General features: G+C 62.4%; 32 protein-coding genes. 17 read left to right on the top strand and 15 right to left on the bottom strand.

All coding sequences use genetic code 11. The features are described 5' to 3' along the window. Window position 1: 1 nt before the first annotated feature. Complete coding sequence (locus CWC48_RS28370) at window positions 2–901, bottom strand: LysR family transcriptional regulator (RefSeq protein WP_078048052.1); 900 nt, start codon at window positions 899–901, stop codon at window positions 2–4. Window positions 902–1,010: 109 nt separating this feature from the next. Here CWC48_RS28370 and CWC48_RS28365 point away from each other — a divergent pair, with 109 nt between their 5' ends. The 5 genes from CWC48_RS28365 (at window position 1,011) to CWC48_RS28345 (ending at window position 4,556) form a co-directional block, all read left to right on the top strand. Continuing rightward, complete coding sequence (locus CWC48_RS28365) at window positions 1,011–2,063, top strand: AbrB family transcriptional regulator (protein WP_100490956.1); 1,053 nt, start codon at window positions 1,011–1,013, stop codon at window positions 2,061–2,063. A 66-nt stretch (window positions 2,064–2,129) separates the two neighbouring features. After that, window positions 2,130–2,825, top strand: a complete 696-nt coding sequence (locus tag CWC48_RS28360) for a fumarylacetoacetate hydrolase family protein (RefSeq protein WP_100490955.1) — start codon at window positions 2,130–2,132, stop codon at window positions 2,823–2,825. Window positions 2,826–2,861: 36 nt separating this feature from the next. Further along, window positions 2,862–3,770: an AraC family transcriptional regulator gene (locus tag CWC48_RS28355; protein ID WP_099493944.1), complete on the top strand. Its 909-nt coding sequence runs from the start codon at window positions 2,862–2,864 to the stop codon at window positions 3,768–3,770. A gap of 74 nt (window positions 3,771–3,844) precedes the next feature. Further along, window positions 3,845–4,291, top strand: coding sequence for a GNAT family N-acetyltransferase (locus tag CWC48_RS28350; RefSeq protein ID WP_078048056.1), 447 nt, complete (start codon window positions 3,845–3,847; stop codon window positions 4,289–4,291). Between the two features lie 4 nt (window positions 4,292–4,295). Next, on the top strand, window positions 4,296–4,556 hold the full coding sequence (locus tag CWC48_RS28345) for a hypothetical protein (RefSeq protein WP_100490954.1): 261 nt from the start codon (window positions 4,296–4,298) through the stop codon (window positions 4,554–4,556). A 258-nt stretch (window positions 4,557–4,814) separates the two neighbouring features. Here CWC48_RS28345 and CWC48_RS28340 read toward each other — a convergent pair whose 3' ends face one another. Next, window positions 4,815–5,759 carry a sensor domain-containing diguanylate cyclase gene (locus CWC48_RS28340; protein ID WP_100490953.1) on the bottom strand — a complete coding sequence of 315 codons (945 nt, stop codon included), beginning with the start codon at window positions 5,757–5,759 and terminating at the stop codon, window positions 4,815–4,817. A 247-nt stretch (window positions 5,760–6,006) separates the two neighbouring features. Here CWC48_RS28340 and CWC48_RS28335 point away from each other — a divergent pair, with 247 nt between their 5' ends. Further along, window positions 6,007–6,255, top strand: a complete 249-nt coding sequence (locus CWC48_RS28335) for a DUF1652 domain-containing protein (protein ID WP_078048059.1) — start codon at window positions 6,007–6,009, stop codon at window positions 6,253–6,255. On the opposite strand, the gene CWC48_RS30435 is transcribed toward CWC48_RS28335, so the two are convergent. Further along, on the bottom strand, window positions 6,252–6,392 hold the full coding sequence (locus CWC48_RS30435) for a hypothetical protein (protein WP_177409459.1): 141 nt from the start codon (window positions 6,390–6,392) through the stop codon (window positions 6,252–6,254). The genes CWC48_RS28335 and CWC48_RS30435 overlap by 4 nt on opposite strands. A 213-nt stretch (window positions 6,393–6,605) precedes the next feature. Here CWC48_RS30435 and CWC48_RS28330 point away from each other — a divergent pair, with 213 nt between their 5' ends. The 5 genes from CWC48_RS28330 (at window position 6,606) to CWC48_RS28310 (ending at window position 9,407) form a co-directional block, all read left to right on the top strand. Further along, entirely contained in the window at window positions 6,606–6,917 is a 312-nt protein-coding gene (locus CWC48_RS28330; RefSeq protein WP_078048060.1) for a YXWGXW repeat-containing protein, read from the top strand. A 15-nt stretch (window positions 6,918–6,932) separates the two neighbouring features. Continuing rightward, entirely contained in the window at window positions 6,933–7,517 is a 585-nt protein-coding gene (locus tag CWC48_RS28325; RefSeq protein WP_100490952.1) for an RNA polymerase sigma factor, read from the top strand. Continuing rightward, entirely contained in the window at window positions 7,507–7,938 is a 432-nt protein-coding gene (locus CWC48_RS28320) for a hypothetical protein (protein WP_100490951.1), read from the top strand. Before CWC48_RS28325 ends, CWC48_RS28320 begins: the two co-directional genes overlap by 11 nt. Further along, window positions 7,935–8,402: a periplasmic heavy metal sensor gene (locus CWC48_RS28315; RefSeq protein ID WP_099493938.1), complete on the top strand. Its 468-nt coding sequence runs from the start codon at window positions 7,935–7,937 to the stop codon at window positions 8,400–8,402. The genes CWC48_RS28320 and CWC48_RS28315 overlap by 4 nt, the downstream gene beginning before the upstream one ends. Before the next feature lie 291 nt (window positions 8,403–8,693). Then, window positions 8,694–9,407 carry a transporter substrate-binding domain-containing protein gene (locus tag CWC48_RS28310; protein WP_078048064.1) on the top strand — a complete coding sequence of 238 codons (714 nt, stop codon included), beginning with the start codon at window positions 8,694–8,696 and terminating at the stop codon, window positions 9,405–9,407. On the opposite strand, the gene CWC48_RS28305 is transcribed toward CWC48_RS28310, so the two are convergent. Continuing rightward, on the bottom strand, window positions 9,393–9,755 hold the full coding sequence (locus CWC48_RS28305; protein ID WP_078048065.1) for an NUDIX hydrolase: 363 nt from the start codon (window positions 9,753–9,755) through the stop codon (window positions 9,393–9,395). The genes CWC48_RS28310 and CWC48_RS28305 overlap by 15 nt on opposite strands. 127 nt (window positions 9,756–9,882) lie before the next feature. Here CWC48_RS28305 and CWC48_RS28300 point away from each other — a divergent pair, with 127 nt between their 5' ends. Beyond that, window positions 9,883–10,863: a Gfo/Idh/MocA family protein gene (locus CWC48_RS28300; RefSeq protein ID WP_099493936.1), complete on the top strand. Its 981-nt coding sequence runs from the start codon at window positions 9,883–9,885 to the stop codon at window positions 10,861–10,863. Between the two features lie 37 nt (window positions 10,864–10,900). Next, window positions 10,901–11,530, top strand: coding sequence for a ribonuclease T2 (locus CWC48_RS28295; protein WP_100490950.1), 630 nt, complete (start codon window positions 10,901–10,903; stop codon window positions 11,528–11,530). On the opposite strand, the gene CWC48_RS28290 is transcribed toward CWC48_RS28295, so the two are convergent. Beyond that, window positions 11,527–11,964 carry an Rrf2 family transcriptional regulator gene (locus CWC48_RS28290; RefSeq protein WP_078048068.1) on the bottom strand — a complete coding sequence of 146 codons (438 nt, stop codon included), beginning with the start codon at window positions 11,962–11,964 and terminating at the stop codon, window positions 11,527–11,529. The two genes, CWC48_RS28295 and CWC48_RS28290, sit on opposite strands and share 4 nt — an antisense overlap. A 144-nt stretch (window positions 11,965–12,108) precedes the next feature. Here CWC48_RS28290 and CWC48_RS28285 point away from each other — a divergent pair, with 144 nt between their 5' ends. Continuing rightward, a complete protein-coding gene (locus CWC48_RS28285) occupies window positions 12,109–12,981 on the top strand; it encodes an NAD(P)/FAD-dependent oxidoreductase (RefSeq protein ID WP_100490949.1) in 873 nt (290 codons plus the stop codon). Here the strand turns inward: CWC48_RS28285 and CWC48_RS28280 are convergent. Next, window positions 12,971–13,669, bottom strand: a complete 699-nt coding sequence (locus CWC48_RS28280; RefSeq protein ID WP_078048070.1) for an SDR family oxidoreductase — start codon at window positions 13,667–13,669, stop codon at window positions 12,971–12,973. The genes CWC48_RS28285 and CWC48_RS28280 overlap by 11 nt on opposite strands. Window positions 13,670–13,787: 118 nt before the next feature. On the opposite strand from CWC48_RS28280, the gene CWC48_RS28275 reads away from it, so the two are divergent. Further along, complete coding sequence (locus tag CWC48_RS28275) at window positions 13,788–14,222, top strand: helix-turn-helix domain-containing protein (RefSeq protein WP_078048071.1); 435 nt, start codon at window positions 13,788–13,790, stop codon at window positions 14,220–14,222. Window positions 14,223–14,275: 53 nt separating this feature from the next. Further along, window positions 14,276–15,964 carry a phospholipase D-like domain-containing protein gene (locus CWC48_RS28270; protein WP_100490948.1) on the top strand — a complete coding sequence of 563 codons (1,689 nt, stop codon included), beginning with the start codon at window positions 14,276–14,278 and terminating at the stop codon, window positions 15,962–15,964. Here CWC48_RS28270 and CWC48_RS28265 read toward each other — a convergent pair. The 3 genes from CWC48_RS28265 to CWC48_RS28255 all read right to left on the bottom strand — a co-directional run bounded on the left by CWC48_RS28265 (window position 15,957) and on the right by CWC48_RS28255 (window position 17,838). Next, complete coding sequence (locus CWC48_RS28265) at window positions 15,957–16,550, bottom strand: TetR/AcrR family transcriptional regulator (RefSeq protein ID WP_100490947.1); 594 nt, start codon at window positions 16,548–16,550, stop codon at window positions 15,957–15,959. The two genes, CWC48_RS28270 and CWC48_RS28265, sit on opposite strands and share 8 nt — an antisense overlap. A 64-nt stretch (window positions 16,551–16,614) precedes the next feature. Beyond that, window positions 16,615–17,457, bottom strand: coding sequence for an alpha/beta fold hydrolase (locus CWC48_RS28260; protein WP_078048074.1), 843 nt, complete (start codon window positions 17,455–17,457; stop codon window positions 16,615–16,617). Between the two features lie 132 nt (window positions 17,458–17,589). Further along, the gene (locus CWC48_RS28255; RefSeq protein WP_177409458.1) at window positions 17,590–17,838 is read right to left on the bottom strand and encodes a hypothetical protein; all 249 of its coding nucleotides are present in this window, start codon (window positions 17,836–17,838) and stop codon (window positions 17,590–17,592) included. Window positions 17,839–17,969: 131 nt separating this feature from the next. Between CWC48_RS28255 and CWC48_RS28250 the strand changes: the two genes are divergently transcribed. Further along, complete coding sequence (locus CWC48_RS28250; RefSeq protein ID WP_078048075.1) at window positions 17,970–18,557, top strand: LysE family translocator; 588 nt, start codon at window positions 17,970–17,972, stop codon at window positions 18,555–18,557. Here CWC48_RS28250 and CWC48_RS28245 read toward each other — a convergent pair. The 6 genes from CWC48_RS28245 to CWC48_RS28220 all read right to left on the bottom strand — a co-directional run bounded on the left by CWC48_RS28245 (window position 18,499) and on the right by CWC48_RS28220 (window position 26,361). After that, a complete protein-coding gene (locus CWC48_RS28245) occupies window positions 18,499–19,392 on the bottom strand; it encodes an AraC family transcriptional regulator (RefSeq protein WP_252994033.1) in 894 nt (297 codons plus the stop codon). The two genes, CWC48_RS28250 and CWC48_RS28245, sit on opposite strands and share 59 nt — an antisense overlap. Before the next feature lie 133 nt (window positions 19,393–19,525). Then, window positions 19,526–21,988 carry a TonB-dependent receptor gene (locus CWC48_RS28240; RefSeq protein WP_100490946.1) on the bottom strand — a complete coding sequence of 821 codons (2,463 nt, stop codon included), beginning with the start codon at window positions 21,986–21,988 and terminating at the stop codon, window positions 19,526–19,528. Window positions 21,989–22,084: 96 nt separating this feature from the next. After that, window positions 22,085–23,035 (bottom strand): FecR domain-containing protein, encoded by a 951-nt coding sequence (locus CWC48_RS28235; protein WP_100490945.1) that lies wholly within the window; start codon window positions 23,033–23,035, stop codon window positions 22,085–22,087. Continuing rightward, window positions 23,032–23,553, bottom strand: coding sequence for a sigma-70 family RNA polymerase sigma factor (locus tag CWC48_RS28230; protein ID WP_078048079.1), 522 nt, complete (start codon window positions 23,551–23,553; stop codon window positions 23,032–23,034). Before CWC48_RS28230 ends, CWC48_RS28235 begins: the two co-directional genes overlap by 4 nt. Window positions 23,554–23,738: 185 nt before the next feature. Then, window positions 23,739–25,340: an ABC transporter ATP-binding protein gene (locus CWC48_RS28225; RefSeq protein WP_100490944.1), complete on the bottom strand. Its 1,602-nt coding sequence runs from the start codon at window positions 25,338–25,340 to the stop codon at window positions 23,739–23,741. 1 nt (window position 25,341) lies between these two features. Next, window positions 25,342–26,361, bottom strand: coding sequence for an ABC transporter permease (locus tag CWC48_RS28220; RefSeq protein WP_012723835.1), 1,020 nt, complete (start codon window positions 26,359–26,361; stop codon window positions 25,342–25,344). Window position 26,362: the final 1 nt, after the last annotated feature.

The following is a 26,362-nucleotide window of genomic DNA, read 5'->3' as shown; positions in this document are numbered from 1 at the left end:
CTTAGCGCGACAGCGGCGAGCTGGCGTCCTCTTGGAAATACTGCTTTGCCGTTTCAATGAACCGCCGATTGGCCTGGGACAGGTATTCACTGGCGCGCCAGCACAGGTTGAAGTGCATGAACTGCGCCGGCTCGAATGACACGCCGACCAACCCCGGCTCCTGCTCCTGAACCGAACGCAGCAGGGTCGACACGCCCATCCCGCTGCGCGTCGCGGTAATCACCAGTGGCACAAAGTTGCTCTCCAGGGCGATGGTGAAACGCACGCGAGCGTTGCTGCAAAACGCATCCAGCAGATGGCGTTGCAGGAAGGTGTTGTCGAACACCAGCATCGGTTCACCCTGCAGGCGTTGCGCCGAAATGGATGGCGCGCCCGCCAGCGGATGCTGTTCGGCCATGCACAGCACCATCTCATCGCTGCCCAGCAACACCGATTCCCACGCCGGATCAACCCGCCGCGACTCCAGCAGCGCCACGTCGATGTCCCGCGTAGCCAGGCGTTCGCTGATGTCATCGGCACTGCCTTCCACCACATGCATGGCAATGCCTGGGTAACGCGTGCGAAATTGCATCAGCAGTTCGGGAATATGGCGGATGCCATACATGGGCGGCACGCCGACGCGGATCTCGCCGCTGTGCAGTTGGGTAAGGTCCTGCAATTCACGTCGGGCGCCGGCCAGTCCTTCCAGGCACGCTTCGGCACGCGCCAGGAACAACTGGCCTTCGGCGGTCACGCTGATCTGCCGCGTGGCGCGGTTGAACAGCGCTACTCCCAATTCGTCTTCCAGCCGGCTCACCGCCATGCTCAGCGCCGGCTGTGCCACGTGCAACGCGTGGGCGGCCTTGGTAAAGCTGCCTTGGCGGGCGATCTCGACGCAGTACTCCAACGCTTTCAGGTTCATACGGGCTCGCATAACAAACTGTGATGACTGGTTTCACAAATGGATATTTTCTGTGATGAAGGCGAGTCTATAACCTGTCGGCATTCTTCTCCACGCCGAGTGCCACACCATGCACAACTTTCGACCTTATTGGCTTGTCACCCTGATCGTCGGTGCTTTGGGCGGCAGCCTTGCCAGTTGGGCGGGGTGGCCGTTGCCCTGGGTGATCGGCTCGCTGGTGGCGGTGATGCTGACGCGCTGCGCCGGCAGCCTGGTGCCGGAAGTTCCCCATGGTCGCCAAGCCGGGCAACTGATTGTGGCGGTCGCCATTGGCTGTCATTTCACCTTGCCGGTAATGCAGCAGGTGGCGGCCCACCTCGGGCTGATCGTCACGGCCGTGTTGCTGACGCTGGTGCTTGCGCTGTGTTCGGTGCTGGTCCTGCATCGCTGGGGCGTGGGGTTCGGCACGGCGTTTTTTGCCCTGATGCCCGCCAACTCCAGCGAAATGGTGCACCTGGGCCGCCAACGCCAGGCAGACACCAGCTTTATCGCCGCCGCCCACAGCATCCGGCTGCTGCTGATCCTGCTGACAGTCCCTGCTGTCGCCACCTTTGGCATGCCCGCCGTGGCTGCCCCTGTGCCCTTGCCGGTGATCTGGCCGTGGCTGATCTTCATTCTGGCGATGGGCTGGCTGGCGGCCCTGGGTTTCAAGCAGTGCAAGCTGCCCAACCCGTGGACGTTCGGACCGTTCCTGATCTGCGCGGTGGGAGTGGGCTGCAATCATTTGTTGATGAGCATGCCGGGCTGGCTCAGTGGCAGCGGGCAGTTGTTGATCGGCTGTGCATTGGGCGTCGCGTTTGACCGCAGTTTCTTTCGCCGCGCACCAGGGCTGCTGGCCAAGGTGATGCTGTTATTGGTCGTGTCGGTGGTCACCACCGCCGTGGTTGCCTGGGCGCTTGGCGCCGGGTTTGGCGTACCCTGGCTGTCGCTGGCCCTGGGCATGATGCCTGGCAGTGCGCCGGAAATGAGCCTGACCGCCGAAGCCCTGGGGCTGGCGGTGACCCTGGTGACGGCGATGCAAGTGATCCGCATGCTGCTGATCCAGGCGGCCTGCCTGCCACTCTATCGCCTGCTCAACCCGCAGCCGCAGGTGCAAGCGCCGGTCAGTGCAAAATCTGCGTAAGCCTGTCCAACTTTGCCCCGGCGACCCTGGCCATACTGGCGCCAGGTAAACGAAGAGGCACAGGCCATGACTGATTACGTATTCACCCCCGCGCCAATCCCATCCCTCGCGGTAGAAGGCAGCGAGGCGCGCTTCCCGCTGCGCCGTGTGTTCTGCGTGGGCCGCAACTACAGCGAACATGCACGCGAGATGGGGCATGACCCGGACCGCGAGCCGCCATTCTTCTTCATGAAACCTGCAGATGCGGTGGTGCCGGCGCACGGGGTGATTGCCTACCCGCCGTTGACTGCCGACCTGCACCACGAGGTGGAACTGGTGGTGGCCATCGGCAAGGACGGCGTGGATATCAGCCCGGACCAGGCGCTTTCCCACGTCTGGGGGTATGGCCTCGGCATCGACCTGACCCGCCGCGACCTGCAAGCCCAAGCGAAAAAACACGCGCGTCCGTGGGAGTGGGCCAAGGCCTTTGACGAGTCTGCGCCCACCACGGCACTGCGTCCGGTTAGCGCGGTCGGGCACCCGTCCAGCGGCAAGATCTGGCTCAAGGTCAATGGCGAACAGCGTCAGGTGGGCGACCTGGCCGACCTGATCTGGTCTGTCAGTGACGTGATCAGCCATGCCTCGCGATCCGTCGCGCTCAAGGCCGGCGACCTGATCTTCACCGGCACGCCCGCAGGCGTTGGCGCGTTGCAGCCGGGCGATGTGGTCACCGCCGGCATTGATGGCATCGGCGAGTTGCGTTTCACCCTCGGCCAGGGTTGAGGCTACAGTGGTGCCCAGGCCACACGAGAGACCGTTATGCCAGGCACCCGCGTCACCACCTATGGCATGGAACAGCGCAGCGACCGTCCCGACTTCTACATCCGCGACAAACGCGGCAGGGCGGCGCTGACCCATCCCCATCGCCATGAGTACTTCCAGATCCAGATCAACCTCGGCGGCGACACCGTGCAGCATATCGGTGGCGCAGTGCGGCCGTTTCCGCGCAAGGCCCTGGCGTTTATCCTGCCTCATCGCTTGCATGTGATTCCCCATCCCGCGGATGGCGAGTTCATGTTGATCAACTTCAGCCAGGCGTTTTTCCTGCCGCAGCTGACCTGCGACCCCTTGGACCTGGAAGACATCCCCATCGGCCAGGCGCCTGAGCTGTCGCCGTTTCGTTTCCAGGAACAGTTGGATTTCATCCTCGATGACACGGCGTTCGAGCAGGTGCAAACCTGGCTCACCCACATGCGTGAACTGGATGCCCAGCGTACCTTCGGCGCCCGTGAGCGCCTCAAGGGCTACCTGTTTCAACTGGTTGGCCTGGTCTGCGAACAGTACGCCGAGCCCCTGCAAGCCTTCGCCGCCAACAATGCCACCCGGCGTGGGCGCAAGGATGCACTGGCGCGCGTGCAGGGGTATATCCGCGAGCACCTGCATGAGCCGACGCTCAACCTGACGGACGCGGCCGCCGCCGCATTCCTGTCCCCCAATTACCTCACCCACCTATTGCGCAAGGAAACCGGCAAACCCTTCTCGCAACTGGTGCTCGACCGACGCATGCAGTTGGCGCGCACCTTGTTGCTCAACAGTGCGCAGCTGATTGGCGCCATCGCGCACCGCTGCGGTTTTACCGATGAGGCGTACTTTTCCCGGTGTTTCCGCAAGGCCCATGGAGTGACGCCTGGGCAGTTCCGTCGCCAGCAGCATGGCGAGGCTCCGTAGGGCGTTTTACAAATCCACGACATTCACTGTGTTTCTATTTGCATACAATTGCGTCCTTCATCCGGGAGGCCAGTATGCAAACCCTGATCCGCACAGCGACACAGGACGACGTCGACACGCTTTTCGCCATTCGCACCTCGGTGGTGCAAAACCATTTGAGTGTCGAGCAAATGGCCGACCTGGGCATCACGCCACAGGTGCTGGCCGACAGCATCCGCGCGGCGCCTTGCGTATGGATCGCAGAAGTGGATGGCCAGCCCGCGGGGTTCAGCATGGTCGACCTGGCCGGGGGCGAGGTGTTCGCGATGTTTGTGTTGCCGACCCACGAGAACCTGGGCCTGGGCCGTCAATTGATGGCGGTGGCCGAGGCCGCGCTGTTTGAGCACCATGAGCGGCTGTTTCTGATCACTGACGGACGCGACGGCATACGGGCCAACGGGTTCTATCAGCGGCTGGGCTGGGCGGTGGTCGGCCAGGTCGAGGGTGGCGACGTGCGTTACGAGAAGAGCAGGGCGCCGTAACGTCATGAACGCGCCCGAGTCGCCGTCCTCCAACAGCTTTCGCTACTTCGTCGTCGGCGTGCTGTGCGTTGCGGTGTTGCTGGGTGTCTATTTTGTTTGGCTCAATGCCGAGGTCGACCGCGAGCGGGACGCGGCCAATGATCGCCTGGCACTGTGCAGGCAGGTGGAAAGTGTGGCGCGTTCGGTACTGCCGCACAGCATTGAGGCCGAAGACACGTGTACGCATTTAAAGGGGCGTGTATCAAGAAGTGCGACAACGCAATAACCCTTTTTAATAAGTGGAAATATCACCGGTAGTTGCACCAAAAAGTGGCATTTATATACCTGGCCACCTTAAAAAAGGTGTGGTTATTGAATGACTTACAGCGCTTTTAATCCGACGAAAGGATTAAATTAATCTTGTGACGGCTTTTATCACTCGATACTATAGCCGGGCGTTCACCTCCCACGGTTTATGCATTTTTAAATCCCAAGTTTCCATCAGCTACTTGGGATTTTTTTTGCCTGCGATTTGACCTCTGCGTCACACTTCGCCGTCAGCGAATGCTGCACGCATTCGCCCAGTGCGTTTGGCCTGGTACAGCAATTTGTCGACCTCTTCGACAAACTCCAGCATCGGCGTATCAGGTTTGACGATGCGCGTGCCGACGCCGAGGCTCAGGGTGAGCAAGTTCGACACCGTCGAATAGCCGTGCTCGATCTGTTGCTGACGGACCAGATGCAGACAGCGTTGCGCCACTTGCCTGGCTGATTGCGCATCGGTTTCCGGCAACAACCACACAAATTCCTCACCGCCGATACGTGCAATGAAATCCCGTGGCCGGTTGGCCGCCTGGGACAGGGTGTTCGCCACGTGCCGCAAGCATTCGTCGCCCTTGATATGGCCGTAGTGGTCGTTGTACTGCTTGAAAAAATCGATATCCAGAATGATCAACGACAGCGGCAACTGGCTGCGCTGGGCGCTGGCCCATTCGCGTTCCAGTACGGTGTCGAACATACGCCGGTTGGCGATGCCGGTCAGGCCATCCTGGTAGGAGTATTCCTCAAGTTGTTTTTGCAGGCGCACCAGGTGTTCTTCGGTCTTCTTGCGCTCGCTGATATCGAACATGAAGCCGATCAAGGCCTCGACCTCACCGTCCTTGCGCACCACGTGCACCACATCGCGAATCCATACGTAGTCGCCATTCACCGTCAGCGCCCGGTAGTCCGCCTCATGGTCCACCCCGGCGCGCGATTGCGACACGCAGAAGTTCACCACATAGTCGCGGTCGTCGGGGTGCATGCGCTCGACCCAATCGTCCACGCTGACCCAGCTTTGCGGCGCCCAGCCGAGCAATGTCTCGATCTGCGGGCCGATGTAGCTGAAGGTCATGGTCGGCCAATCGATGCGCCAGGGGATGGCCTTGGTCGACTCCAGCAAGGTCTTGTACACATCGCTGTCGGGCTGGCTCGGAGGGTCGATGCTCATGGTGGGCTGCTCAGGATGATGGCGAAAAGCCAAGAGCCTCTTTCGATCCTGGCGTCGAGTCAAGTGCTCGCCGCAGCAGCAGACGAGAGGTCCAAAGGCAGGTTTTCTGGCGCCAGTGATTCGACGTTTCCAGGGCGAAATGAGGCCTGGCTAACACTTTTGCATGAATCGCTACATGCCCCGTAAAACCTCATCTACTCTGTCTCCATCACAACTACCGGGTGAGGCCCAGGGAAGGGGACTTATCATGATTTCAATCGTTGAATTCAACCGCATCATGGCCTCGGGGTTCCTGCCGCTGACGTGCGACTGCACGCTCAACAGCGACGGCTCGTTGCGCATCAATATCTTCGAACCGGTGTCCGGCCGGGTCGAGCTGTTACTGACGGGTGTGTCCCCCAACGGTTTGGACAGCATCCGTTCCATCTCAAACCTGATTGGCGAGTTGCGCACCGAGATCAAGGCTGGGCGCCGTGGGTTTGCGGCGGTGGGCTAGCCGTTGACGGTGTGGCTCGGCGCATCGAGGGCGCCGTAATAACGCCAGCAGCAATGGCGGTGTTCCGGCACGATCACGCAGCCGCTCAGGCTGACAATCAGCAGTGCGGCAACCAGCATGTAAAGTCGGCGGTACATGGTGTTTCCTCTTGGGTTGATCAGCGTTAATCCTTCAACGCCGCCACGTGGGTAAATCCGTCGCCAAGCTTTCAAACATTTCATCAAGCCCCGCCATCCCCTGGGCAATACTGCTCCCGTAAATAATCCGCGCGTTCTGCGACGGATTTTTCGCCACCCGCCGTTCAACCCATCAGCAACCTGCACTGTCGCCCGTTGCATGAAGGAGTTGCCATGAGACCCCTGGCCAAATTGCGTTTTGCCTTGCTTGCTCCGCTGGCCCTCGCCGCGTTTGTCAGCACCCCTGTGTTTGCCCAGACCGAAATCATCATCCGCCAGGCGCCACCGCCGCAACGCGTGGAAGTGATCCCTGTGGAGCGCCCCGGTTACGTCTGGGACCGCGGGCACTGGCGCTGGGAAGGGCGTGGCTACGCCTGGGAGCCTGGTCATTGGCAACCGGTGATGCGCAACGCGCGCTGGGAGCCCGGCCACTGGGAGGCCCATGGCCCCAATTGGTACTGGCGTGAAGGGCATTGGATCCGCTGACCGAGAATTGCCCGATTGAAAGACACTGATCCGGACGTTGAACTGCTTGCACGTATCAGCAACAACGAGCCTGCGGCCGTCAACGAAATGGTGACGCGCAAACTGCCGCGTCTGCTGGCGCTCGCCAGCCGGATCCTGGGGGATGCCGATGAGGCCAAGGACGTGGCCCAGGAAAGCTTCCTGCGCATCTGGCGCCACGCGGCCAGCTGGCGCAGTGGCGAGGCGCGCTTCGACACCTGGCTGCACCGGGTCGCGCTCAACCTGTGCCATGACCGCTTGCGCCGGCGCAAGGAGCGCCCGTTGAGCGACGACGACACGGCGGCGTTGGTCGACACCACGCCGTCCCTGGACGAACAGTTGGAAGCCGCCGACCGCAGCGCTCGCATGGCCGCCGCGTTGGCGGCGTTGCCCGAGCGCCAGCGTGAAGCGATTGTGTTGCAGTACTACCAGGAGCTGTCGAACATCGACGCCGCGGCCCTGATGAATATCAGCGTCGAGGCACTGGAGAGCCTGCTGTCGCGGGCCCGGCGCCAGTTGCGCAGTCAACTTGCCGACACACCCGGGCTTGCCCGCCCAGGAAGGGGACATCATGACACCTGAACGATTTGCTTATCTGGCCGACGCCTACGGGGCCAATCTAGAGCGCTGGCCATTGGCAGAGCAAGGCGCCGCCCAGGCGCTGCTCGACAGCGGTAATGCCAGTGCGCGCGAAGCATTACACGCCGCTGGCTGGCTGGATGCCCAACTGGACAGCCATCAACTGGCCTTTCTCGACCCGGCACTGACCCGGAAGATTCGCCAGTCTGCGCCGCGTCGCGCGTCGTTCTGGTCGCGTTATGCCGGTTGGTTGTCGCCTGCGGGGCTGGTGGGGGTGGGCATTGCCGGCATCGTCACCGGCATGCTGGTGGCGTCCATGAGCGTGCCGCTGCCGATGGTGTCCGCCGAGGTGTTGCCCAGTGTGTTTGATCAGGGCGATGCGCAGGTCATCTTTTCCGTCAACGCCGAGGACACCGAGCAATGAGCGCCCAATCCCTGAAGCCGTGGTTGCTTGTCTCGGTGCTGCTCAATGTGTTTTTGATCGGCGGGGTGGGCGGTGGGTGGTACCACTGGGTGGCGAGTGCCAAGCCGGTGGAGGCGGTGGTCAACCAGCATGGGTTGCGGCAGGCGATGGTCAAGTTGCCCCCGGAACGGCGCAAGGAATTGCGCGCATTGCTGCGGCAGAACCGTGCGGACAGTCAGCCGTTGGTGATGGCGGGGCGGGAAGCGCGGTTGGGGGTGATCAAGCAACTGGAGGCGCCGACGTTGGACCGGGATGTGTTGGTGACGGAGTTAGCCAAGGCGCGGGAGGCGGATATGGCGTTGCGGGCGTTGGTGGATTCAACGTTGGCGCAGTTTGCCGCGACGTTGCCTCGGGAAGAACGGCAGAGGTTGGTGGAGGCGTTGTATTTGCGGGGGCAGGAAGGAGGGAAGAAGCCTCGGTCTTGAGTACAGGATTACGGCCAGCGTGTTTGACGGGGCGCCTAAGATCAAGACCAAACAGCAAGAGCACGCCGGCCTGTGTGGTTGGATCATAAGCAGGTACGTGTAGGCGCTTGCTTGCCGGCGATGCTAGCGCCTCGGTGATGCGGCCAAGTGGATTCAGGGCTGCTTCGCAACTCTGCACTTGGACTGCCTTGCACCTCGACGCGTTGCAAGCGCTTGGGTACCTTGAGCACGGCGGCGTGCTGCCGTTTGTGATCCGCAAGACCTTGCAACGAACCCGCCCAGGAGCGCTCGATGATTGATCCCGCTGTACTGCAACAATTGGCCCCCGATGGCGTGCTGCGTGCCGCCATCAACTTCGGCAACCCGGTGCTGGCGCAACGCGGCGCGGGCGGTGAGCCACAGGGGGTCTCAGTGGCGTTGGCCAAGGCCTTGGCTGAAGAGCTGGGTGTCGAGTTGGCGCTGATCACCTTCGAGGCGGCGGGCAAGGTCTTTGCTGCGCTGGCCGAGGATGCCTGGCGCGTGGCGTTCCTGGCCATCGAGCCGGTGCGTGAGCAGGAGATCGCGTTCAGCGCACCCTACGTGGCGATCAAGGGCACCTACCTGGTGGCGACGGATTCGCCCTTTACCCACGTCGCCCAATTGGATGCAGCGGGTCGACGCATCGCCGTCGGCCAAGGCGCAGCCTACGACCTGTACCTGAGCCGTACGGTGGCGCACGCCGAGTTGGTACGGGCGCCCACGTCGGCGGCCGCGGTGGACTGGTTTATCGCGCAAGAGCTGGATGCGGCGGCGGGGGTGCGGGACTTTCTGCGCACCCGGGTGAGCGCACAATGGCGCCTGGTCGAGGATGACTTCATGACCATCCGCCAAGCCATGGCAGTACCGGTGGCACATGCAGCCGCTGCCGCGTTCGTCAGATCCTTTGTCGAACGGCAGAAAGAGAATGGTGGGGTAAAGCGAGGTCTCGAGGCCAGCGGGCAGAGCGCTGAATTACAGGCGACGTAGGAAGGATTTGACGATGTGCCGGGTGGCGTCGGTGGTGTCCAGGTCGTCCATGGCGCCATAGGGATGCCACTGGCAATCGATTATTTCATTGCAAGGCTTTGCATCGGCGAGGTTTACCACCGAAGCTTCGAACACGTGGTGCACGGTGTCGCGCGCCTTGAGCTCCTGCAGGTACAGCAAGCCGTCCACGTTCAACCCGGTCTCTTCTTCCAGCTCGCGGGCCGCCGCGCCGACCGGACGCTCGTTGCGTTCGACCTTGCCCCCCGGCAGCGCCCATTTTGATCTGGCCTTGCGCACGAAGAGGATATGCCCCTCGTGTTCGCAAATGACCGTGGCCCTAATTTTCATCGTCTGTGCCCCCGCAGTGGGATGAGTGTCATAAAAGTGTAATGCAATTGTCATGCTAAGTGGTTATGGCGCTGACGTGTGGGGATGTGGATACTGCCCGATTGATCAAAACGGACGAGGAGAGCAGATGAGCACCGTACGCTGGGGCATGATCGGCTGTGGCAGTGTCACTGAATTGAAGAGTGGACCCGCTTTCTACAAAGCGCCAGGTTCGGCGTTGGTGGCCGTGATGGGACGCCGTGAAGAGGCGGTGCGCGATTATGCGGCACGCCACGGCATCGCGCGCTTCTACACCGACGCCCAGGCACTGATCAACGACCCCGAGGTGGACGCGGTGTACATCGCTACGCCGCCGGACAGTCACCTCGAATACAGCCTGATGGTCGCGGCGGCCGGCAAGCATTGCTGCGTCGAGAAGCCCATGTCCCTCAATGCCGAGCAAAGCGCTTTGATGCAGCGCACCTTCGAGCGCGCCGGGTTGCATCTGTTTGTCTCCTACTACCGGCGTTCGCTGCCGCGCTTCCAGCAAGTGCGTGATTGGCTACGGGACGGGCGGATTGGTGAACTGCGCCATCTGACCTGGACCCTGTGCAAACCACCGGGCGCCGACGATGCCAGCGCCGCCAACTGGCGCACCGACCCGGCCATTGCCGGCGGTGGCTACTTTGCCGACCTGGCCAGCCATGGGTTCGACCTGTTCCAGTACCTGGCCGGCGACATCATCGAAGTCTCGGGCTTTACTGCGCGACAAGCCGAGCGCTATGCGGCCGAGGACGCCGTGACGGCGTGCTGGACCTTCAGTTCGGGCGCACTCGGCATGGGCTGCTGGAATTTCGTCGCAGACCGCCGTGAAGACCAGGTGGAGCTAATCGGCAGCCGTGGGCGCATCCGCTTCTCGGTCTTCGAAGACCAGCCCCTGCACCTTGAAGGTGAAACCAACGAGGTGCTGGAAGTGCCGTGCCATGCGCATATCCAATGGCACCACGTGCTGGCGATGAACGCGCATATTCGCGGCGATGCCGAGCACCCGTCACTGGGCATCGAGGCGTTGAAGACCGATCGCATCCTCGACAAGGTGCTACAACGTAACCCCAATCATCCGGGGTAAGCGCGATAGGGTTGTTGTTTTTGGAAGGAACGGACGGATGAAATACTGGATGGCGTTGTGGCTGGTACTGGCCACAAGTGCAGGGGCGGCCCCGCGTACCCAAGGTACGCCGGGTGAGTTTGATTTTTATGTGTTGTCGCTGTCGTGGTCGCCGACCTTTTGCCTGACGCACCCGGACAATGAACAGTGCTCGGGCAAGGGCTACGGTTTTGTGTTGCACGGCTTGTGGCCGCAGTACGCACGGGGAGGGTGGCCGGCCTCATGCGCACCCCAAGCGCAGTTGACTCACGAAGCGATCGAGAAGGGCGCGGCCCTGTTCCCGACCCGGTCGCTGCTCAAGCACGAATGGGCCAAGCACGGCACGTGCACGGGGCTGGAGCCGTTGGCCTACCTGGAAAAAACCGACCAGGCATTGGGCGTGGTGACTATTCCGCAGCCGTTGCAGCCGTTCAATACGCCGCCGTCGCTGCAGGCCAGTGAGATCGAGGCGTTGTTTCGCGAGAGCAACCCGCGCATGGGCAACCATGGGCTGGCGGTGATCTGCAAAGGCAAGGTGCTGTCGGAGGTGCGGGTGTGCCTGACCAAGGACCTGGCGTTCGCCGGTTGCCCGCGTAGCGTAAAAACCCAGTGCCGCGACGGCGATATCCGCATCCCCGCCCAGCGCTAAGGCAGCATCGCCACGCGATAGCGCTCGTCAAAATCTTCGGCCAATTGCGCCAACGTGACCTCGCCCAGGCGCTTCAACAGCAGCGCCTGGGCTTGCTCGAAGGCGTCCGTCAGCGCGGCGTTCACCGCTTGTTCCACCAGGCATTCCGGGTGATCAGTGGACAGGCCGATGGCAAATATCGACGGCGTGCCCAAGGCGTTGTGAATCTCCAGCAAGGTGATTTCACTCAACGGCTTGCCCAGGCTCCAGCCACCTTGATGGCCTTTTTCCGAGCGGACGTAGCCCTTTTCCTTGAGCAGCCCGAGTGTGCGCCGCACCACCACCGGGTTGGTGCCCAGCATCTGCGCGATGGTTTCCGACGTGGCGCGCTCTTCATGGCGACCCATATGGATCAGCACATGCAGCATGCGCGAAAGACGGGTGTCGTTTCTCATCAAGGGACCTCGGGTCAATTCAGCGCACAGTATCCTTCGCAACCTGAAAAGTTGCGAGACTCTTGACGGCGTATTTTTACGTAACTTATGGTGTGTCGTGAAAGCGCCCGGATAACCGGGGGCACACCGCATGGGGTCATTTTCATGATGTACGACGTAATCATCGTGGGCGGCAGCTACGCTGGCCTGTCCGCCGGCCTGCAATTGGCACGGGCGCGGCGCCAGGTGCTGGTGATCGATGCCGGGCAGCGGCGCAACCGCTTTGCAGCCACGTCCCACGGGTTTCTCGGTCAGGACGGGCAGACGCCAGCGATCATCGCCGCCGAAGGTCGTAGCCAGTTGATGGAGTACGCGACGGTCACGTGGGTGCAGGACCGCGTGGTTGAGGCCGAAGGCTTCAGCGTGCGCACCGAACATAACGGTACCTTTGAAGGCAAGCGCTTGATCCTCGCCACGGGTGTGGTCGACGTGCTGCCCGACATCGAAGGCCTGGAAGAACGCTGGGGCAAGCACGTATTCCACTGCCCTTACTGCCATGGTTATGAGCTGGATCAAGGCCGCATCGGGGTACTCGCGACCTCACCGCTGGCCATGCACCACGCGCTGATGCTGCCGGACTGGGGCACCACCACCTTGTTTACCAATGGCGTGTTTACCCCGGATGCCGAACAGCAGGCGCAGTTGGACCGTCGTGGTGTGCGTGTGGCAAGCGGGGCGGTACGAAGGATTTGCGGTGCGCGTGCCGACCTGGAATTGGACGATGGCCGGGTGTTCAATCTCGACGGTCTCTTCACGATGTCTCGCACGCACATCAGTCCATTGGCTGCACAGTTGGGGTGTGAGTTGGCCGACGGCCCCACTGGCCGTTACCTGCTCACCAATGACATGCGCCAGACCTCCGTGCCTGGTGTGTTTGCCTGTGGCGATGCCTCCCTCGCCGCGGGTTCCGTGGCGCTGGCCGTGGCCGAGGGCGTGCGCGCCGGGGTGGGCGCGCATTTTTCCTTGATCAGTGGTTGAGGTAGACCGGGCTGGCAGTGGACAACGAGGCTTTCACCGCATGGGTCATGTCGGTGATCAGCACTTCTTCGCGGTCTTCGCTCAGGGCTTGCAGGGTGAGGGCGACGACTTCCTGCGGCGTGCTTTTGGGTGCTTGCACATCGGCGACCATGTCGGTGTCGATGTAGGCCGGGTGCACGCCGATGACCAGGGTGTTCTGCTCGCGCAACTCGCCGCGCAGGCCGTTGGTGAGGCCCCACTGGGCCGACTTGGAGGTGCTGTAGCCACCGGTGCCGGGAGGGCTCAGCCAGCTCAATACCGACAGCACGTTGATCAACGCGCCGCCGCCTTGCTTGGCCAGGATCGGCGCAAAGGCACGGCTGACGCGCAGGGTGCCAAAGGTGTTCACGTCAAAGTGCTGCTGCAGGTTCTCGACGCTGTCTTCGGCCAGCAACGAGCCGTACTTCAGGAACCCCGCGTTGTTGATCACCACGTCGACATCCGTGCAGTGCTCGGCGGCACGCTGCACGCTGGCCGGGTCGGTGATGTCCAGTGCAATCGGGGTGCTGCCGGGGATGTCGACGCTGTTGGGGTCACGCGCGCCGGCATAGACCTTGGCTGCACCGCCTTCCAGCAAGGCGTTGACGAAGGCTTTGCCCAGGCCGCGATTGGCGCCGGTGACCAGTACTACTTTTCCACGAATGTCCATGATGCGCTCCAGCCTGCGAAATAAGGGATGAATTTGGTTTAATAATGAAACCGTTTTTATCCTGAGCCTGTTGGTCCTATAATGCAACCTAATTTTACGCCTGCCTGGAGGGCCGACGATGAAACGCAAATGCCTGGAAGGCGACGGCTGCCCGGTGGCTCGCGCCTTGGACGTGGTGGGTGACTGGTGGACGTTGCTGATCATTCGCGACGCCTTCGCCGGGGTGACGCGCTTCGGTGATTTCCAGAAGCACCTGGGCGTGGCAAAAAACATCCTCGCCACACGGCTCAAGGACATGGTCGAGCAGGGCCTGTTGCACACCAGCGAAGTCGGCGCGCGCAGCGAATACCAGCTCACTGACAAAGGCCGCGCGCTCATGCCGGTGCTGGTGACACTGGCGCAATGGGGCCAAGCCTTCACTGAGGCCGAGCATGTCAGCGCCCAGGTGCTGGATGCGCGCTCGCTCAAGCCGCTGCGTAACGTGCAGATCGTTGCCGAGGATGGGCGGGTGTTGGGCATCGGCGATATCGTCACGCAATCGCCACTGGCTTGATGCCGCACAGGCGCTAGACTCTAAGGAACGTCTCCCATTGGAAGGGACATCACTTGAGCGCCGATTTCGAGAGCAAGACAACATTCCAAGGGTTGACCTTCAAGCTGTACCGAGGAGAGGGCGCTGCACTGCTGGCATTCGACCTGGCCCCCGACCTCGCCACCGTCGATTTTGTCGGCTTCAGCATCGAAGTGCGTTACCCCGGCAGTACGCACTGGGGCGTGCTGCACAACCGGTTGCACTTCGACTACCCACCCACGCCCGAGCGCCCGCGTACTTTTCCGTCCACCGAGGCGCCGTTCCAGAAATTTCGCTGGATCCATGTGCCCAGCGAGATCCTGCCGGGCTATTACCGCTACCGGGTCACCGCCTGCTACATGGGCGCCGACGGCGTGCTGAGCAAGGGTGTGGGCGTGGAGGGGCAGGTCAGCCTCGAAGCGCAAACCCTCAACCAGTTCGTGAATATCGGCTTCACCCGAGGTTTTGCGTCGTCCCAGGCGTACGGCGACCGTTTCGATAATGAAACACGTATCCTGCCGCCGGCTCGCTCTGCACCCAGCGCCTACCTGGCGTTGGACATGGCGCCGTTCGAACGCAATTACCAATGGCTGGGGTTCGAGGCACGGCAGTTGATTCTGCAGGTGCTGGATCAAGTGGCCAACGACCCCGAGCTGACCCTTGATGCACTGATCTACGAAAGCAAGGAGCCCGACCTCCTGCGCCGCCTGGAACACCTCGGCCCGCGCCTGCGCGCAATCATCGATGACCATGGCGACCAGGGCGCCGCCGACAGCTGTGAAAGCCTCAGCGCCACGCGCTTGAGCGCAGCCGGGGCGCAGGTCAAACGCTTGCATTTTTCCAGCCAGCAGCACAATAAGGTGCTGATTGTGCGCCGCGCTGGCAAGGCGATCCGCGTGCTGGGCGGCTCCACCAACTTTGCCCTGCGTGGTTTGTATATCCAGGCCAATAACGTGCTGTTGTTCGACGATGAAAGGGTCGCGGGCAAGTTTGCAGAGGTATTTGATGTTTACTGGCATTCGCCCGCGATGTTCCGCCAGCATCCGCTCGCGCAAAAGTGGTGGGTGGTGCGCGACGAGCCGGGCTCCAAAGTGTCGTTGTGCTTTGCACCCCATGCTGACAGCGCATTGTCCCTGGACCCCATCGCCACCAGCATCGAAAACGCCACCAGCTCGGTGCTGTATTCCATCGTGTTCCTCAGCCTGATCAACGGCAAAGTGCGCACCGCGCTGGATGAGTTGATGCGGCGCGCGCTGTTCTCCTATGGCGTGGCCCAGCGCACCGGCAAGCTGGCGGTGCGCAAGCCGGACGGCTCGGTGGGGCTGCTGCCGTTCGCTTACCTGGCGAGTAACGCGCCGGCGCCGTTCAGGTCGGAATGGTCGGGCAATGCGGGGAACATGGTACACAACAAGTTTGTGGTCACCGACTTCAACGGCACCAACCCCACGGTGTACACCGGGTCATCCAACCTGGCCGGGGGCGGGGAGAAGAACAACGGCGACCACCTGATCCGCATTGAAGACCGCAAGGTCGCCGTGGTGTATGCCATCGAGGCGTTGCGCCTGTTTGACCACTTCCACTTTCGCGTCAATGCCAGCCAGCCCGGTGCGCTGCAGACCCTGCGCCTGGCCAAGCCACCGGCAGCGGGGCAAAAAACCTGGTTTGAAGCCTACTACCGACCCGGTCATGTGAAGGCGCGGGACCGCGAGTTGTTCGTCAAATAGGCTGGGGTTGGCCATCCACCAACTGCTGGAACAGCGGCGTCAGCAGGTCGACCAACACCTGGGGATCGGCCTTGGCCAGTGCCGACAGTTCGAGCATCTGGCGCATCACCTGGAACCCGGAAACCAACGCCATCACCAGTGCCGCGCGCTCCTCGTGGTGAGCGCCCTTGAGGGCAGCGGCCATGGTCGCCTGGTGACCTTTTTCCACCTGTTCGCGGCCGATGATGGCGGCGCGTTTGCTGGAAGCCGAGTGCAGCATGATCAGGAAACCTTCCAGCGGCGTGCTGCCGGCTTCGGTGATGCTGACCAATGCGGTGGCGAGGGTGCGTCCGAGATTTTGCGAAGGGAGGTTGCCTTCGGTGAGGATGATGGGGGTGGCCATGGTGTCGGCGATCACTTCGGCAAACAGCTGCTCCTTGGAGCTGAAGTAGCGGTTGACCAGCATCGCGGTCACCCCCGCGCCGGCGGCGATTTCACCTACGCCGGCGCCGTCATAGCCCGATTGGGCGAACGCTTTGCGCGCGGAGAGCAAGATGGCTTCGCGCGTGACGGCGGCGTTGCGCCGTCGTGGGATGGGGTTGGGCATTGGCGTCCTGACGTGGCTGGAAACGGTGGGCGCGCAGGTGATGCGCGCCGACAGGGTACAGGGTCTATTTGCCGTCGAGGAAGCCCAGCAATGCCGCATTGAACAACGCCGGGTCCTGCAGGAAGGCAAAGTGGCTGGTATTGGGCAGGATCAACAGGCCCGCACCGGGAATGGTCGCGGCCATGTACTCGGTGTGTTCGCGCTTGATCGCCTCGTCATGGTCGCCATCGGCAATCAGGATCGGCGTCTTGATGCTTTGCAGTTGCGCGTCGGTCCAGTTCGGTTGGCTGGCCCACATATGGCTGATCTGTTCGACAAACGCGTCGTACTCTTTCGGCGTTGGCGACAGCTTGCCGTACTCCTTGCCCGCGCGTTCGATGAAGGCCGCGAAGGTCGGGTTCTTCTCGACGCCATCCTTCACCCCGGCAGTCTGGGTGTTGGCGGCGAAGGCGAACACTTTGCCGATACGGTCCGGGTGACGCAGGGCCAGGTCGATGCCGATGATGGCGCCGTCGCTCCAGCCGACGATATCGGCGCGGGGGATTTTCAGGCTGTCGAGCACGGCGACCACGTCGTCGGCCATCAGGTCGTAGCCGTAGGGTTTGTCGTCCCGCGAGCTACGCCCGTGGCCACGGCTGTCGATACTGATCACCGTGTGCTTGGCGGCCAGCGCCTTGACCTGGTTGCCCCAGTAATCGGAGTTGGACAAACCACCGTGCAGCAGCACCACCGGCGAGCCATGGCCGGTGCGGGTGTAATAGACCTTGATGCCGTTGACGGCGGCGTAGCCGCCCTTGGCGCCGGCCACGGGGGCGGGCGTTGGCGGCAGGGTTTCCCAGCGTTCAGCGGCTTGGGCCGCAGAAAAACACAGCATCAGGCAGGCGGCTGCCAACAGGCGACGTGACATAGCGGTTCCTTTTTTGTGTTGAGGAGGGCTGAACTCTAGCATCGGCTGCGGCCCGGCAAATACGCATTTTTGCCTATCAAAACCTGCCGTTCGAAAGAAAAAAATGCAGTTATATCAATGGAATAAAAGCGTCTAAAGCCCCTTGCGGGCAATCAGGCTGTTGGCACAATCGATCAGCGTTTCGCGGGCCGGGCGTGTTTGCCAGCCGAGCATGACGCGGGCTTTTTCGGTTGTGTGGCGATGTTGGCGGCCGAGGTTGGGGGTCAGGCCGCGCAGGAGCGGATCGAAACGTGCCAGCAGGCGCAGCAGCCAATCGGGGATATTGCGGGTGGGCACCTGGCTGGCCGCTTCGTCTAGATGGTCACGCTGCAGTTGGGACATGTCGGCCATCCACGGGAATGGCGGCGATCGTCTACAAAATAATTCGACGAGGGTTATTTTGTTCAATACCCCGCTCTTGTTGCGCTTTACCGTGGGCCCATCGTCACTCGTTCGAATAAAAAGGAATTGCAATGAGCTTGATCGTTTCCATGGCTGCGTTTGCGTTGGCCACCTCCATCACACCGGGACCTGTGAATGTGGTCGCCCTGAGTTCAGGGGCGCGCTTCGGTTTTGTGGCCAGCCAGAAACACGTGTTTGGCGCGGCGGCGGGCTTCACCTTGTTGCTGGTATTGATCGGCCTGGGCTTGCATGAAGTGCTGCTGCGCTGGCCGATCCTGACTCAGTTGATCCAGTGGGGCGGGGTGGTCTTCCTGCTGTACATGGCCTGGAAGCTGGCAGTGGACGATGGCCGGCTGGATGCCGATGGCACCGCCACCGCGCCGTCGATGCTGTATGGCGCGGTCATGCAATGGCTCAACCCCAAGGCATGGCTGGCCTGCGTCGCGGGGATGGGGCTGTTTGTGGCCGACGGTGATGCGCAGCAAGTGTGGCTGTTCGCGAGCCTCTACCTGGTGATCTGCTACCTGTCGGTGGCGTGCTGGGCCTATGCCGGGACTTTTCTGCGCCGCTACCTGGGCAACCCCCAGGGCGTGCGTGTGTTCAACCGCTCAATGGCCGCGTTGCTGGTGGCCAGTGTGGGTTATTTGCTGATGGCTTGAGCAGGTCGCGGTACTGCCCGGGCGTGGCGGCGAAGTGCAGCTTGAACGCGCGCTGGAAATGCGCCTGGTCGGCAAAGCCGGCGGCCAGGGCGACCTCGGCGATCAGCTCGCCGTTACGCAACTGGGCGCGGGCAAACTGGATACGCTGGTTCACCAGGAACGCATGGGGCGTCAGCCCGTAATACTGCTTGAACGCGCGAATCAGGTAGGACGGCGATAACTCGGCAGCCAGGCAGATATCTTCGAGTTTCAACGCCTGGGTGCAATGGGCGCGGATGAACTCGGCGGCCCGTTCCAGCTTGTGGTTGACCTCACGTGGCGGCGTGTCGGAGGGGTTGAGGCGCTGTTGCACTTCACTGAAGTAACTCACCAGCGCACTTTGCTTTTGCAGGTGTTCGGCTTGCGTGTCCACCAGTGTGCGGTAGAGCGCCAACAGCCCGCGATACAACACGGGGTCGCACGTGTAAGGGGTGTTGAACGCTCGATAGCCCTGGTCGGTGCTGAACCCCAGTTGGTATTGCAGGTCGGTCAGCCAGGGCGTATCGAGGTACAGCATCTGATAAGACCAGTGCTCGTTATCGATGGGGTTGCAGGCGTGCACATCGCCCGGGTTCATCAACACCACGGTGCCGGCGCTGATCTGGAAGGTCTGCGCGCCGTAGTGGTAATAGCTGCGCCCCAGGGTCACCGCACCGATGGAGAAGTGCTCGTGGGCGTGCCGACCGTAGGTGACCTTGCGTCCGTCGGCGATGGTGCGCGCTTCGATGAACGGCAGGCGCTCGTCGCGCCAGAACTGCGGCGCGTGCGCGGGATGCATGGGGGTGTTCGGCAGCATGGTGGCGGTTCCGTCCCTTGAGAGATCGAAGGAGGATCATTGCACAGGCTGCCACAAGTTTCAGGTGCTTAAGCGCGGCTGCTGCACGTTTGGCAAGAGAGCAAGCTCCCTTGCCACAGGTTAGCGTTCGAACCTAGAAGTCCCACTTGGTCGCCAATTGGAGGCTACGCGGTTCGCCGTAGAAACCGGTGCCGAAGTTGCCCAGGCCCGTGTAGTACGTTTTGTCGAACAGGTTCTTCACGTTGAGCGTGGTGCTCAGGTGGTCGTTGAAGCGGTAGCGCGCCATCAGGTCCACCAGGTAGTAGCTGTCCTGGGTGATGCGTGAGTTGTGGCCGAAGTTGACCGTGTCATTCGGGTCCGGCTGGAACACATTGCCGAAGAATTCGCTCTGCCAGTTCACGCCGCCGCCGACGGTGACGTTCTCCAGGGCGCCGGGCAGGCGGTAAGTGCTGAACAGGCGCACCACTTGCTGTGGCGTGGTGGTTTGCAGCACCGAGCTGTAGACGTAGCCGTCATTGGCGTCGCGGGTGTGTTGGTAAGTGTAGCCGGCGGAGACGTTCCAGCCGTCCAGCACTTCACCCGACAACTCCGCTTCGAAGCCCTTGGTGGTGGCGCCGGCGATGGCGCGGTACACCGAGTCGGTCTCGAAGCCCGAGACGTACTCGGCAACATTGTCCTGCTCAATGCGAAACGCTGCAAAGCTGGCGTTGAGGCGGCCGTCGTAGAACGCGGCCTTGATCCCGGCTTCGTAGGTATCGCCTTCGATCGGATCAAGCAGTTTGCGGTCGGCGTCCTTGCTGGTTTGCGGGCGGTAGATCTGGGTGTAGCTGGTGTACACCGACCAGGTGTCGTTGAGGTCATAGACGATGCCGGCGTACGGCGTGACCACGCCGCTCTGGTGGTAGGTGGTGCGGTTGTCGGCCTTGGTCGGGTCGTAGAAGTCGGTGGTGTCGGTGCCGCTGAACGTGCTCACGCGGGTGCCGAGGATCACCGACAAATCATCGGTGGGTTTCAGGCGCGTGGCCAGGTACGCCCCGGTCTGGCGCTGCACGATATCGTTCTGGCCGCTGCGCGGGATGTCCGGCTTGGCGTATTCGCCGTGCCAGTCGAAGATACTGCCGCCCACTGGTGGGTAGATCGAGCCGTACACCGGCACGTCCTGTTTAGAGCGGGTGGCCATGAAGCCCATGATCAACTCGTGCTCGCGGCCAAACAGGCTGAACGGCCCACTGAGGTTGACGTCCAGGGTGTTCTGCACCTGGTCGCCCTTGTACTTGCCCATGAACATGTACATGTTCTCGCCGCTGACCGGGTCCGGGTTGCCACCGCTGGCGGACGCGAGCAGGGTGTCGTGCTGGCTGCGCTTGCGGTCGAGGCTGACCTTGAGCGACCAGTCATTCGCCAGCTTCTGCTGCACCGAGGCGAAGAGCGTCTGGTTGGTGAAATCGCGGCGGCTCCAGTCGGCGGCTGGGTTGAACGAACGCGAGAAGTGGGTGCGCGAACCGTCGCTGAAATACATCGGGAAACCGGTCCAACTGGCGCCGCGTGAGCGCGTGTCCTGCTGGTCGATGCCGAAGGTCAGCAGGGTGTCGGGCGTCAAGTCGGCTTCGAGGATGCCGTAGGCGATGTCCTTGGTGTGCTGGTAGTGGTCCAGGTACGACTGGCGGTCCTGGTACACGCCGACAAAACGCCCGCGCACATTGCCGGACTCGGTCAGCGGGCCGGAAAGGTCGCCTTCGGTGCGGTAGTTGTCCCAGGAACCGAAGGTCTGGGTCACTGAGGCCTTGAACGCCGCCGTGGGTTTCTTGCGGATCAGGTTGACGGTGGCCGACGGGTCGCCGGAGCCGCTCAGCAGGCCGGCCGAGCCCTTGATGATTTCCAGGTGGTCATACACCGCCATGTCGGTGCTGGTGGTGCCGTAGTCATACACGCCGTCGTAGGTGGAGTTGACGCCGTCATACTGGAAATTGGTGATCGGCAAGCCCCGGCTGGAGAACTCCCAGCGCTCGCTGTCGTAGTTCTGCACGCTGACGCCAGGGGCGCGGCGCAGGGTGTCGGCGATGTTCGTGGAGCCCTGGTCGTCCATCTGCTGGCGGGTGATCACCGTGACCGATTGCGGGGTTTCGCGCATCGACAGCGGCAGGCCGGTGGCCGACGCCATGGAACCGGTGGTGTACGAATGCGTGTCTTCGGTGGTCGCGCCCAGGCCCTGGCCGGAAATCGTGGTGGCGCCCAGCTCCAGGGCGCCGCTGTTGGCTGGAATCGGCTCCAGCACGTAGCTGTTGTTGCCCTGGGCGACGGCCTGCAAGCCACTGCCTTGCAACAGGCGCTGCAAACCGCTGGCGGGGGTGTAGCTGCCATTCAGGCCGGGGCTGGTTTTACCGGCGGCGAGGTTGTTGTGGCCTGCGATGAAAAGGCCGGACTGCTCGGCAAAGCTGTTCAACACACTGACCAGGGAGCCGGCGGCGATCCGGTAGCTGCGAGTGGCTTCCTGGGTGGCGGCTGATTCGGCGGCGTAGGCCGCCGGCGCGCCGAGGCAAAACAGCGACGTGGCCAGCGCCAATGGGCGCAGCGCAAAACGAGCAGGTTGCGACATGAAGGGTTCCCTTTGGATCAAATCGATCGGCGAAATAGAGCGTCTGCAGGGTTAACCGAACGAGTGTGGGAAAAGGGAACTGACATTTAGCGTTTTTTACTTTGGCCCGACAGCGACCCACCAGGGCATCGGCCTGTCGACGCGAATCGGCAGCGCCGCTTGCAACAGGTGCAGGGCGTGATCGCTGTCGATCAGCGGGAATGAACCCATCACCGGCAGTTGCGCCACAGCCGGGTCGCAGCCCAGGTGGCCGGGGCGATAGCGGTTGAGTTCGGCGATCAATTGGCCCAGCGGGAGGTCGTCCGCCAACAGCACGCCACGGCTCCAGGCTTCACGGGCCGGGGAGGCCGGTGCAGTAGGGGCGAAGCCGTCGCGCGTAAAGGACACCTGTTGACCGGCTTCGAGGATGCGTGCCTGCGCGTCGTGCGTGGTGACCTGCACCCGCCCTTCGAAGACGTTGAGCTGGGTGTGATGCTCGCCGTGCAGCACACTGAAACGTGTCCCCAGCGCCTGCATACGCCCGTGTTCGGTGTCCACCAGGAAGGGCCGGCTGGCGTCCTTGGCCGTGTCGATCAGCACTTCGCCAAAGCGCAACTGCAACAACCGTTGTAGCCCATCAAAACGCACATCCAACGCACTTAAGGCGTTCAGCCACACATGGCTGCCATCGGCCAGCAGCGCATCGCGCGTCTCGCCGCTGCCGGTGGCGTAGTCCGCACGCCAGCCGCCAACCAGTCGAGGCAGGGCGGTCGTGCGCCAGGTGCCCCAGGCCAGTGTCGAACCGGCACACAGCACCAACAGCGTCTTGAGGGTCTGGCGCCGCGAACTGCGCAACGCCCGGCTGGCGCCTTGGGGTTGTTCCATCAAGGGCGCAAAGCGTTGGCTGACCCGCTCGACATACTGCCAGGCCGCCAGGTGCTCGGGGTTCTGTGCCACCCAGGCTTGCCAACGCTGGTGCTCCTGGTTGCCTCCCGGGTCCTGCAGGCGCACGTACCAGTGCGCCGCCTGCTCCAGGCTGGCATGGCTGAGGGTGCCGGAAGTGTTCATTGCACCAGCATCCCGTCGAGTTCGGCTTCAAGGATGGCGCAGTGCAGAAGGGCCTGGGCCATGTATTTCTTGACCATGCGTTCACCCACGCCCAGGTGCTCGGCGATCTGTTTGTAAGGCTGGCCGTGCAACTGGGCGAGCAGGAAGGCTTCGCTGACTTTCTTCGGCAGGCGCGCGAGCATGGCGTCTACTTCGTAGAGGGTCTCGACGATGATTGCGCGTTGTTCCGGTGAAGGTTGGATGGCTTCCGGGCACAGGGCCAGGCTCTCCAGCCAGGCTTTTTCGAGCTGACGGCGGCGCCAGTGGTCGATGCACAAGCCACGGGCGATGGTGGCCAGGTAGGAGCGCTGGCGCAGGTGATCGGTCTCGACCGGAGGCCGGTTGAGGATACGGATAAACGTGTCGTGGGCCAGGTCGGCGGCATCCCAGCGGTCGTTCAAGCGGCGCCGTAACAGGCCGAGCAGCCAGCTGTGGTGGGTGCCATAGAGGTGGGTGAAAGAGGTCGACACGATTTCCATCCAGCGCAAAAGGATTGGCGTAAATAAGAATTGGTCGCGATTAAAGCAAAGGGGGCGCGTGCGCGCAAATGATATTGAAAGGCTGTTATGGGGGAGCGGGATTGCCCGCGATGGCGGCGCATCAGTCGATGAATGTATAGGCTGGCCCGCCGCTAACGCAGGCGAGCCAGCTCCCGCATTTTGGGTCAGGCGGGTACGAGGAACGCGGCCTCCAGCAGCTGACGGGTGTAGGCATGCTGCGGATCGGCGAAAATCGCCTGGGCATCGCCTTGCTCCACCACCTGCCCATGTTTGACCACCATCAACTGGTGACTCAAGGCTTTGACCACCGCCAAGTCATGGCTGATAAACAGGTACGTCAGGTTGTACTTGGCCTGCAGGCTGCGTAGCAGTTCCACCACCTGGCGTTGCACCGTGCGGTCGAGGGCCGAGGTGGGTTCGTCGAGCAGGATCAGGCGTGGCTTGAGCACCAGTGCGCGGGCGATGGCGATGCGTTGGCGCTGGCCGCCGGAGAATTCGTGGGGGTAGCGGTGCCGGGATTCCGGGTCCAGGCCCACCTCCTTGAGTGCTGCGATAATCGCGACTTCCTGCTCGGCCGGTGTACCCATCTTGTGGATGCGCAGGCCTTCACCGACGATCTCGCTGACGCACATGCGCGGGCTCAGGCTGCCGAACGGGTCCTGGAACACCACCTGCATTTCCCGGCGCAGCGGGCGCACCTGCTGCTGGGTCAGCTTGTCCAGTTGCTGGCCTTCGAAGCGGATCCCGCCCTTGCTGGCGATCAACCGCAAAATCGCCAGGCCCAGGGTGGATTTGCCCGAGCCGCTTTCGCCAACGATGCCCAGGGTCTGCCCCTGGGGCAGGCTGAAGTTGATACCGTCCACCGCCTTGACGTAGTCGACGGTGTTGCGCAAAAAGCCTTTCTTGATCGGGAACCACACCTTGAGGTCATCGACTTCCAAAAGCGGCGCGCCCACCGCGTTGTTGGCGGGCCCGCCACTGGGCTCGGCCGCAAGCAGTTCCTGGGTGTAGGGATGCTGGGGCGACTGGAACAGCGTCTCGCAGTCCGCCTGTTCGACGATGCAACCCTTCTGCATCACGCACACGCGGTGGGCAATGCGCCGCACCAGGTTAAGGTCATGGCTGATCAACAGCAGCGCCATGCCCAAGCGAGCCTGCAACTCCTTGAGCAATTCCAGGATCTTCAGTTGCACCGTCACATCCAGCGCCGTGGTCGGCTCATCGGCAATCAGCAGTTCTGGCTCATTGGCCAATGCCATGGCGATCATCACCCGCTGGCGCTGGCCGCCGGACAACTCATGGGGCAGGGCCTTGAGGCGCTTGTGCGGTTCGGGAATGCCCACCAGTTCCAGCAACTCCAGGGTGCGCTGGGTGGCGACCTTGCCGGTGAGCCCCTTGTGCAGGCCCAGCACTTCATTGATCTGCTTCTCGATGTTGTGCAGCGGGTTCAAGGAGGTCATCGGCTCCTGGAAGATCATCGCAATGCGGTTGCCGCGAATGTGGCGGATGGTTTTTTCTTTCAGCGTGAGCAGGTCCTGCCCGGCATAGTTGATGGTGCCGGAGGGGTGCCGCGCCAGCGGGTAGGGCAGCAGGCGCAGGATCGAGTGGGCCGTCACCGATTTGCCCGAGCCGCTTTCGCCCACCAGCGCGATGGTTTCGCCGCGCTTGATGTCGAAGCTGACGTTGTTCACCACACGGTGGTGATGGTCGCCCGTGACAAACTCGACGGAGACGTCGCGGATTTCGATCAGATTGTCCTGATTCATCTCATTTCCTCGGGTCGAAGGCATCGCGAGCGGACTCGCCGATAAACACCAGCAAACTCAACATGATCGCCAGCACGGCAAAGGCACTCATGCCCAGCCACGGCGCTTGCAGATTGGATTTGCCTTGGGCCACCAGTTCACCCAGCGATGGCGAGCCAGCCGGCAAACCAAAGCCGAGGAAGTCCAGGGCGGTGAGGGTGCCGATGGCGCCGGTGAGGATGAACGGCATGAAGGTCATGGTCGACACCATCGCATTCGGCAAAATGTGGCGGAACATGATCGCGCCGTTCTGCATGCCCAGGGCCCTGGCGGCGCGCACGTATTCCAGGTTGCGTCCGCGCAGGAACTCGGCGCGTACCACGTCCACCAGGCTCATCCACGAAAACAGCAGCATGATCCCCAGCAGCCACCAGAAGTTGGGCTGCACGAAACTGGCGAGGATGATCAGCAAGTACAACACCGGCAACCCGGACCATATTTCCAGGAACCGCTGCCCCGCCAGGTCGACCCAGCCGCCATAGAAGCCCTGCAAGGCCCCGGCGATCACGCCGATGATCGAGCTGAGCACTGTCAGCGTCAGGGCAAACAGCACCGACACACGGAAGCCGTAGATGACCCGCGCCAGTACGTCGCGGCCTTGGTCGTCGGTGCCCAGCAGGTTCACGGAAGAGGGCGGCGCCGGGGCGGGCACCTTGAGGTCGTAGTTGATGCTCTGGTAGCTGAACGGGATCGGCGCCCATAAGGTCCAGGCGTCCTTGGCCTTGAGCAGTTCCTGGATATACGGGCTCTTGTAGTTGGCTTCCAGCGGGAACTCGCCGCCAAAGGTGGTCTCTGGGTAGCGCTTGAGCGCCGGGAAGTACCAGCCACCGTCGTAGTGCACGGCCAGTGGCTTGTCGTTGGCGATCAGCTCGGCGCCCAGGCTCAGCACAAACAGGATCAGGAACAACCACAGCGACCACCAGCCACGTTTGTTGGCCTTGAACCGTTCGAACCGGCGGCGATTGAGGGGGGATAGATTCATC

The sequence above is a fragment of the Pseudomonas sp. S10E 269 genome, assembly GCF_002798465.1.
GTDB lineage: Bacteria > Pseudomonadota > Gammaproteobacteria > Pseudomonadales > Pseudomonadaceae > Aquipseudomonas > Aquipseudomonas pergaminensis.
This window is presented reverse-complemented; position numbering and strand designations above follow the sequence as displayed.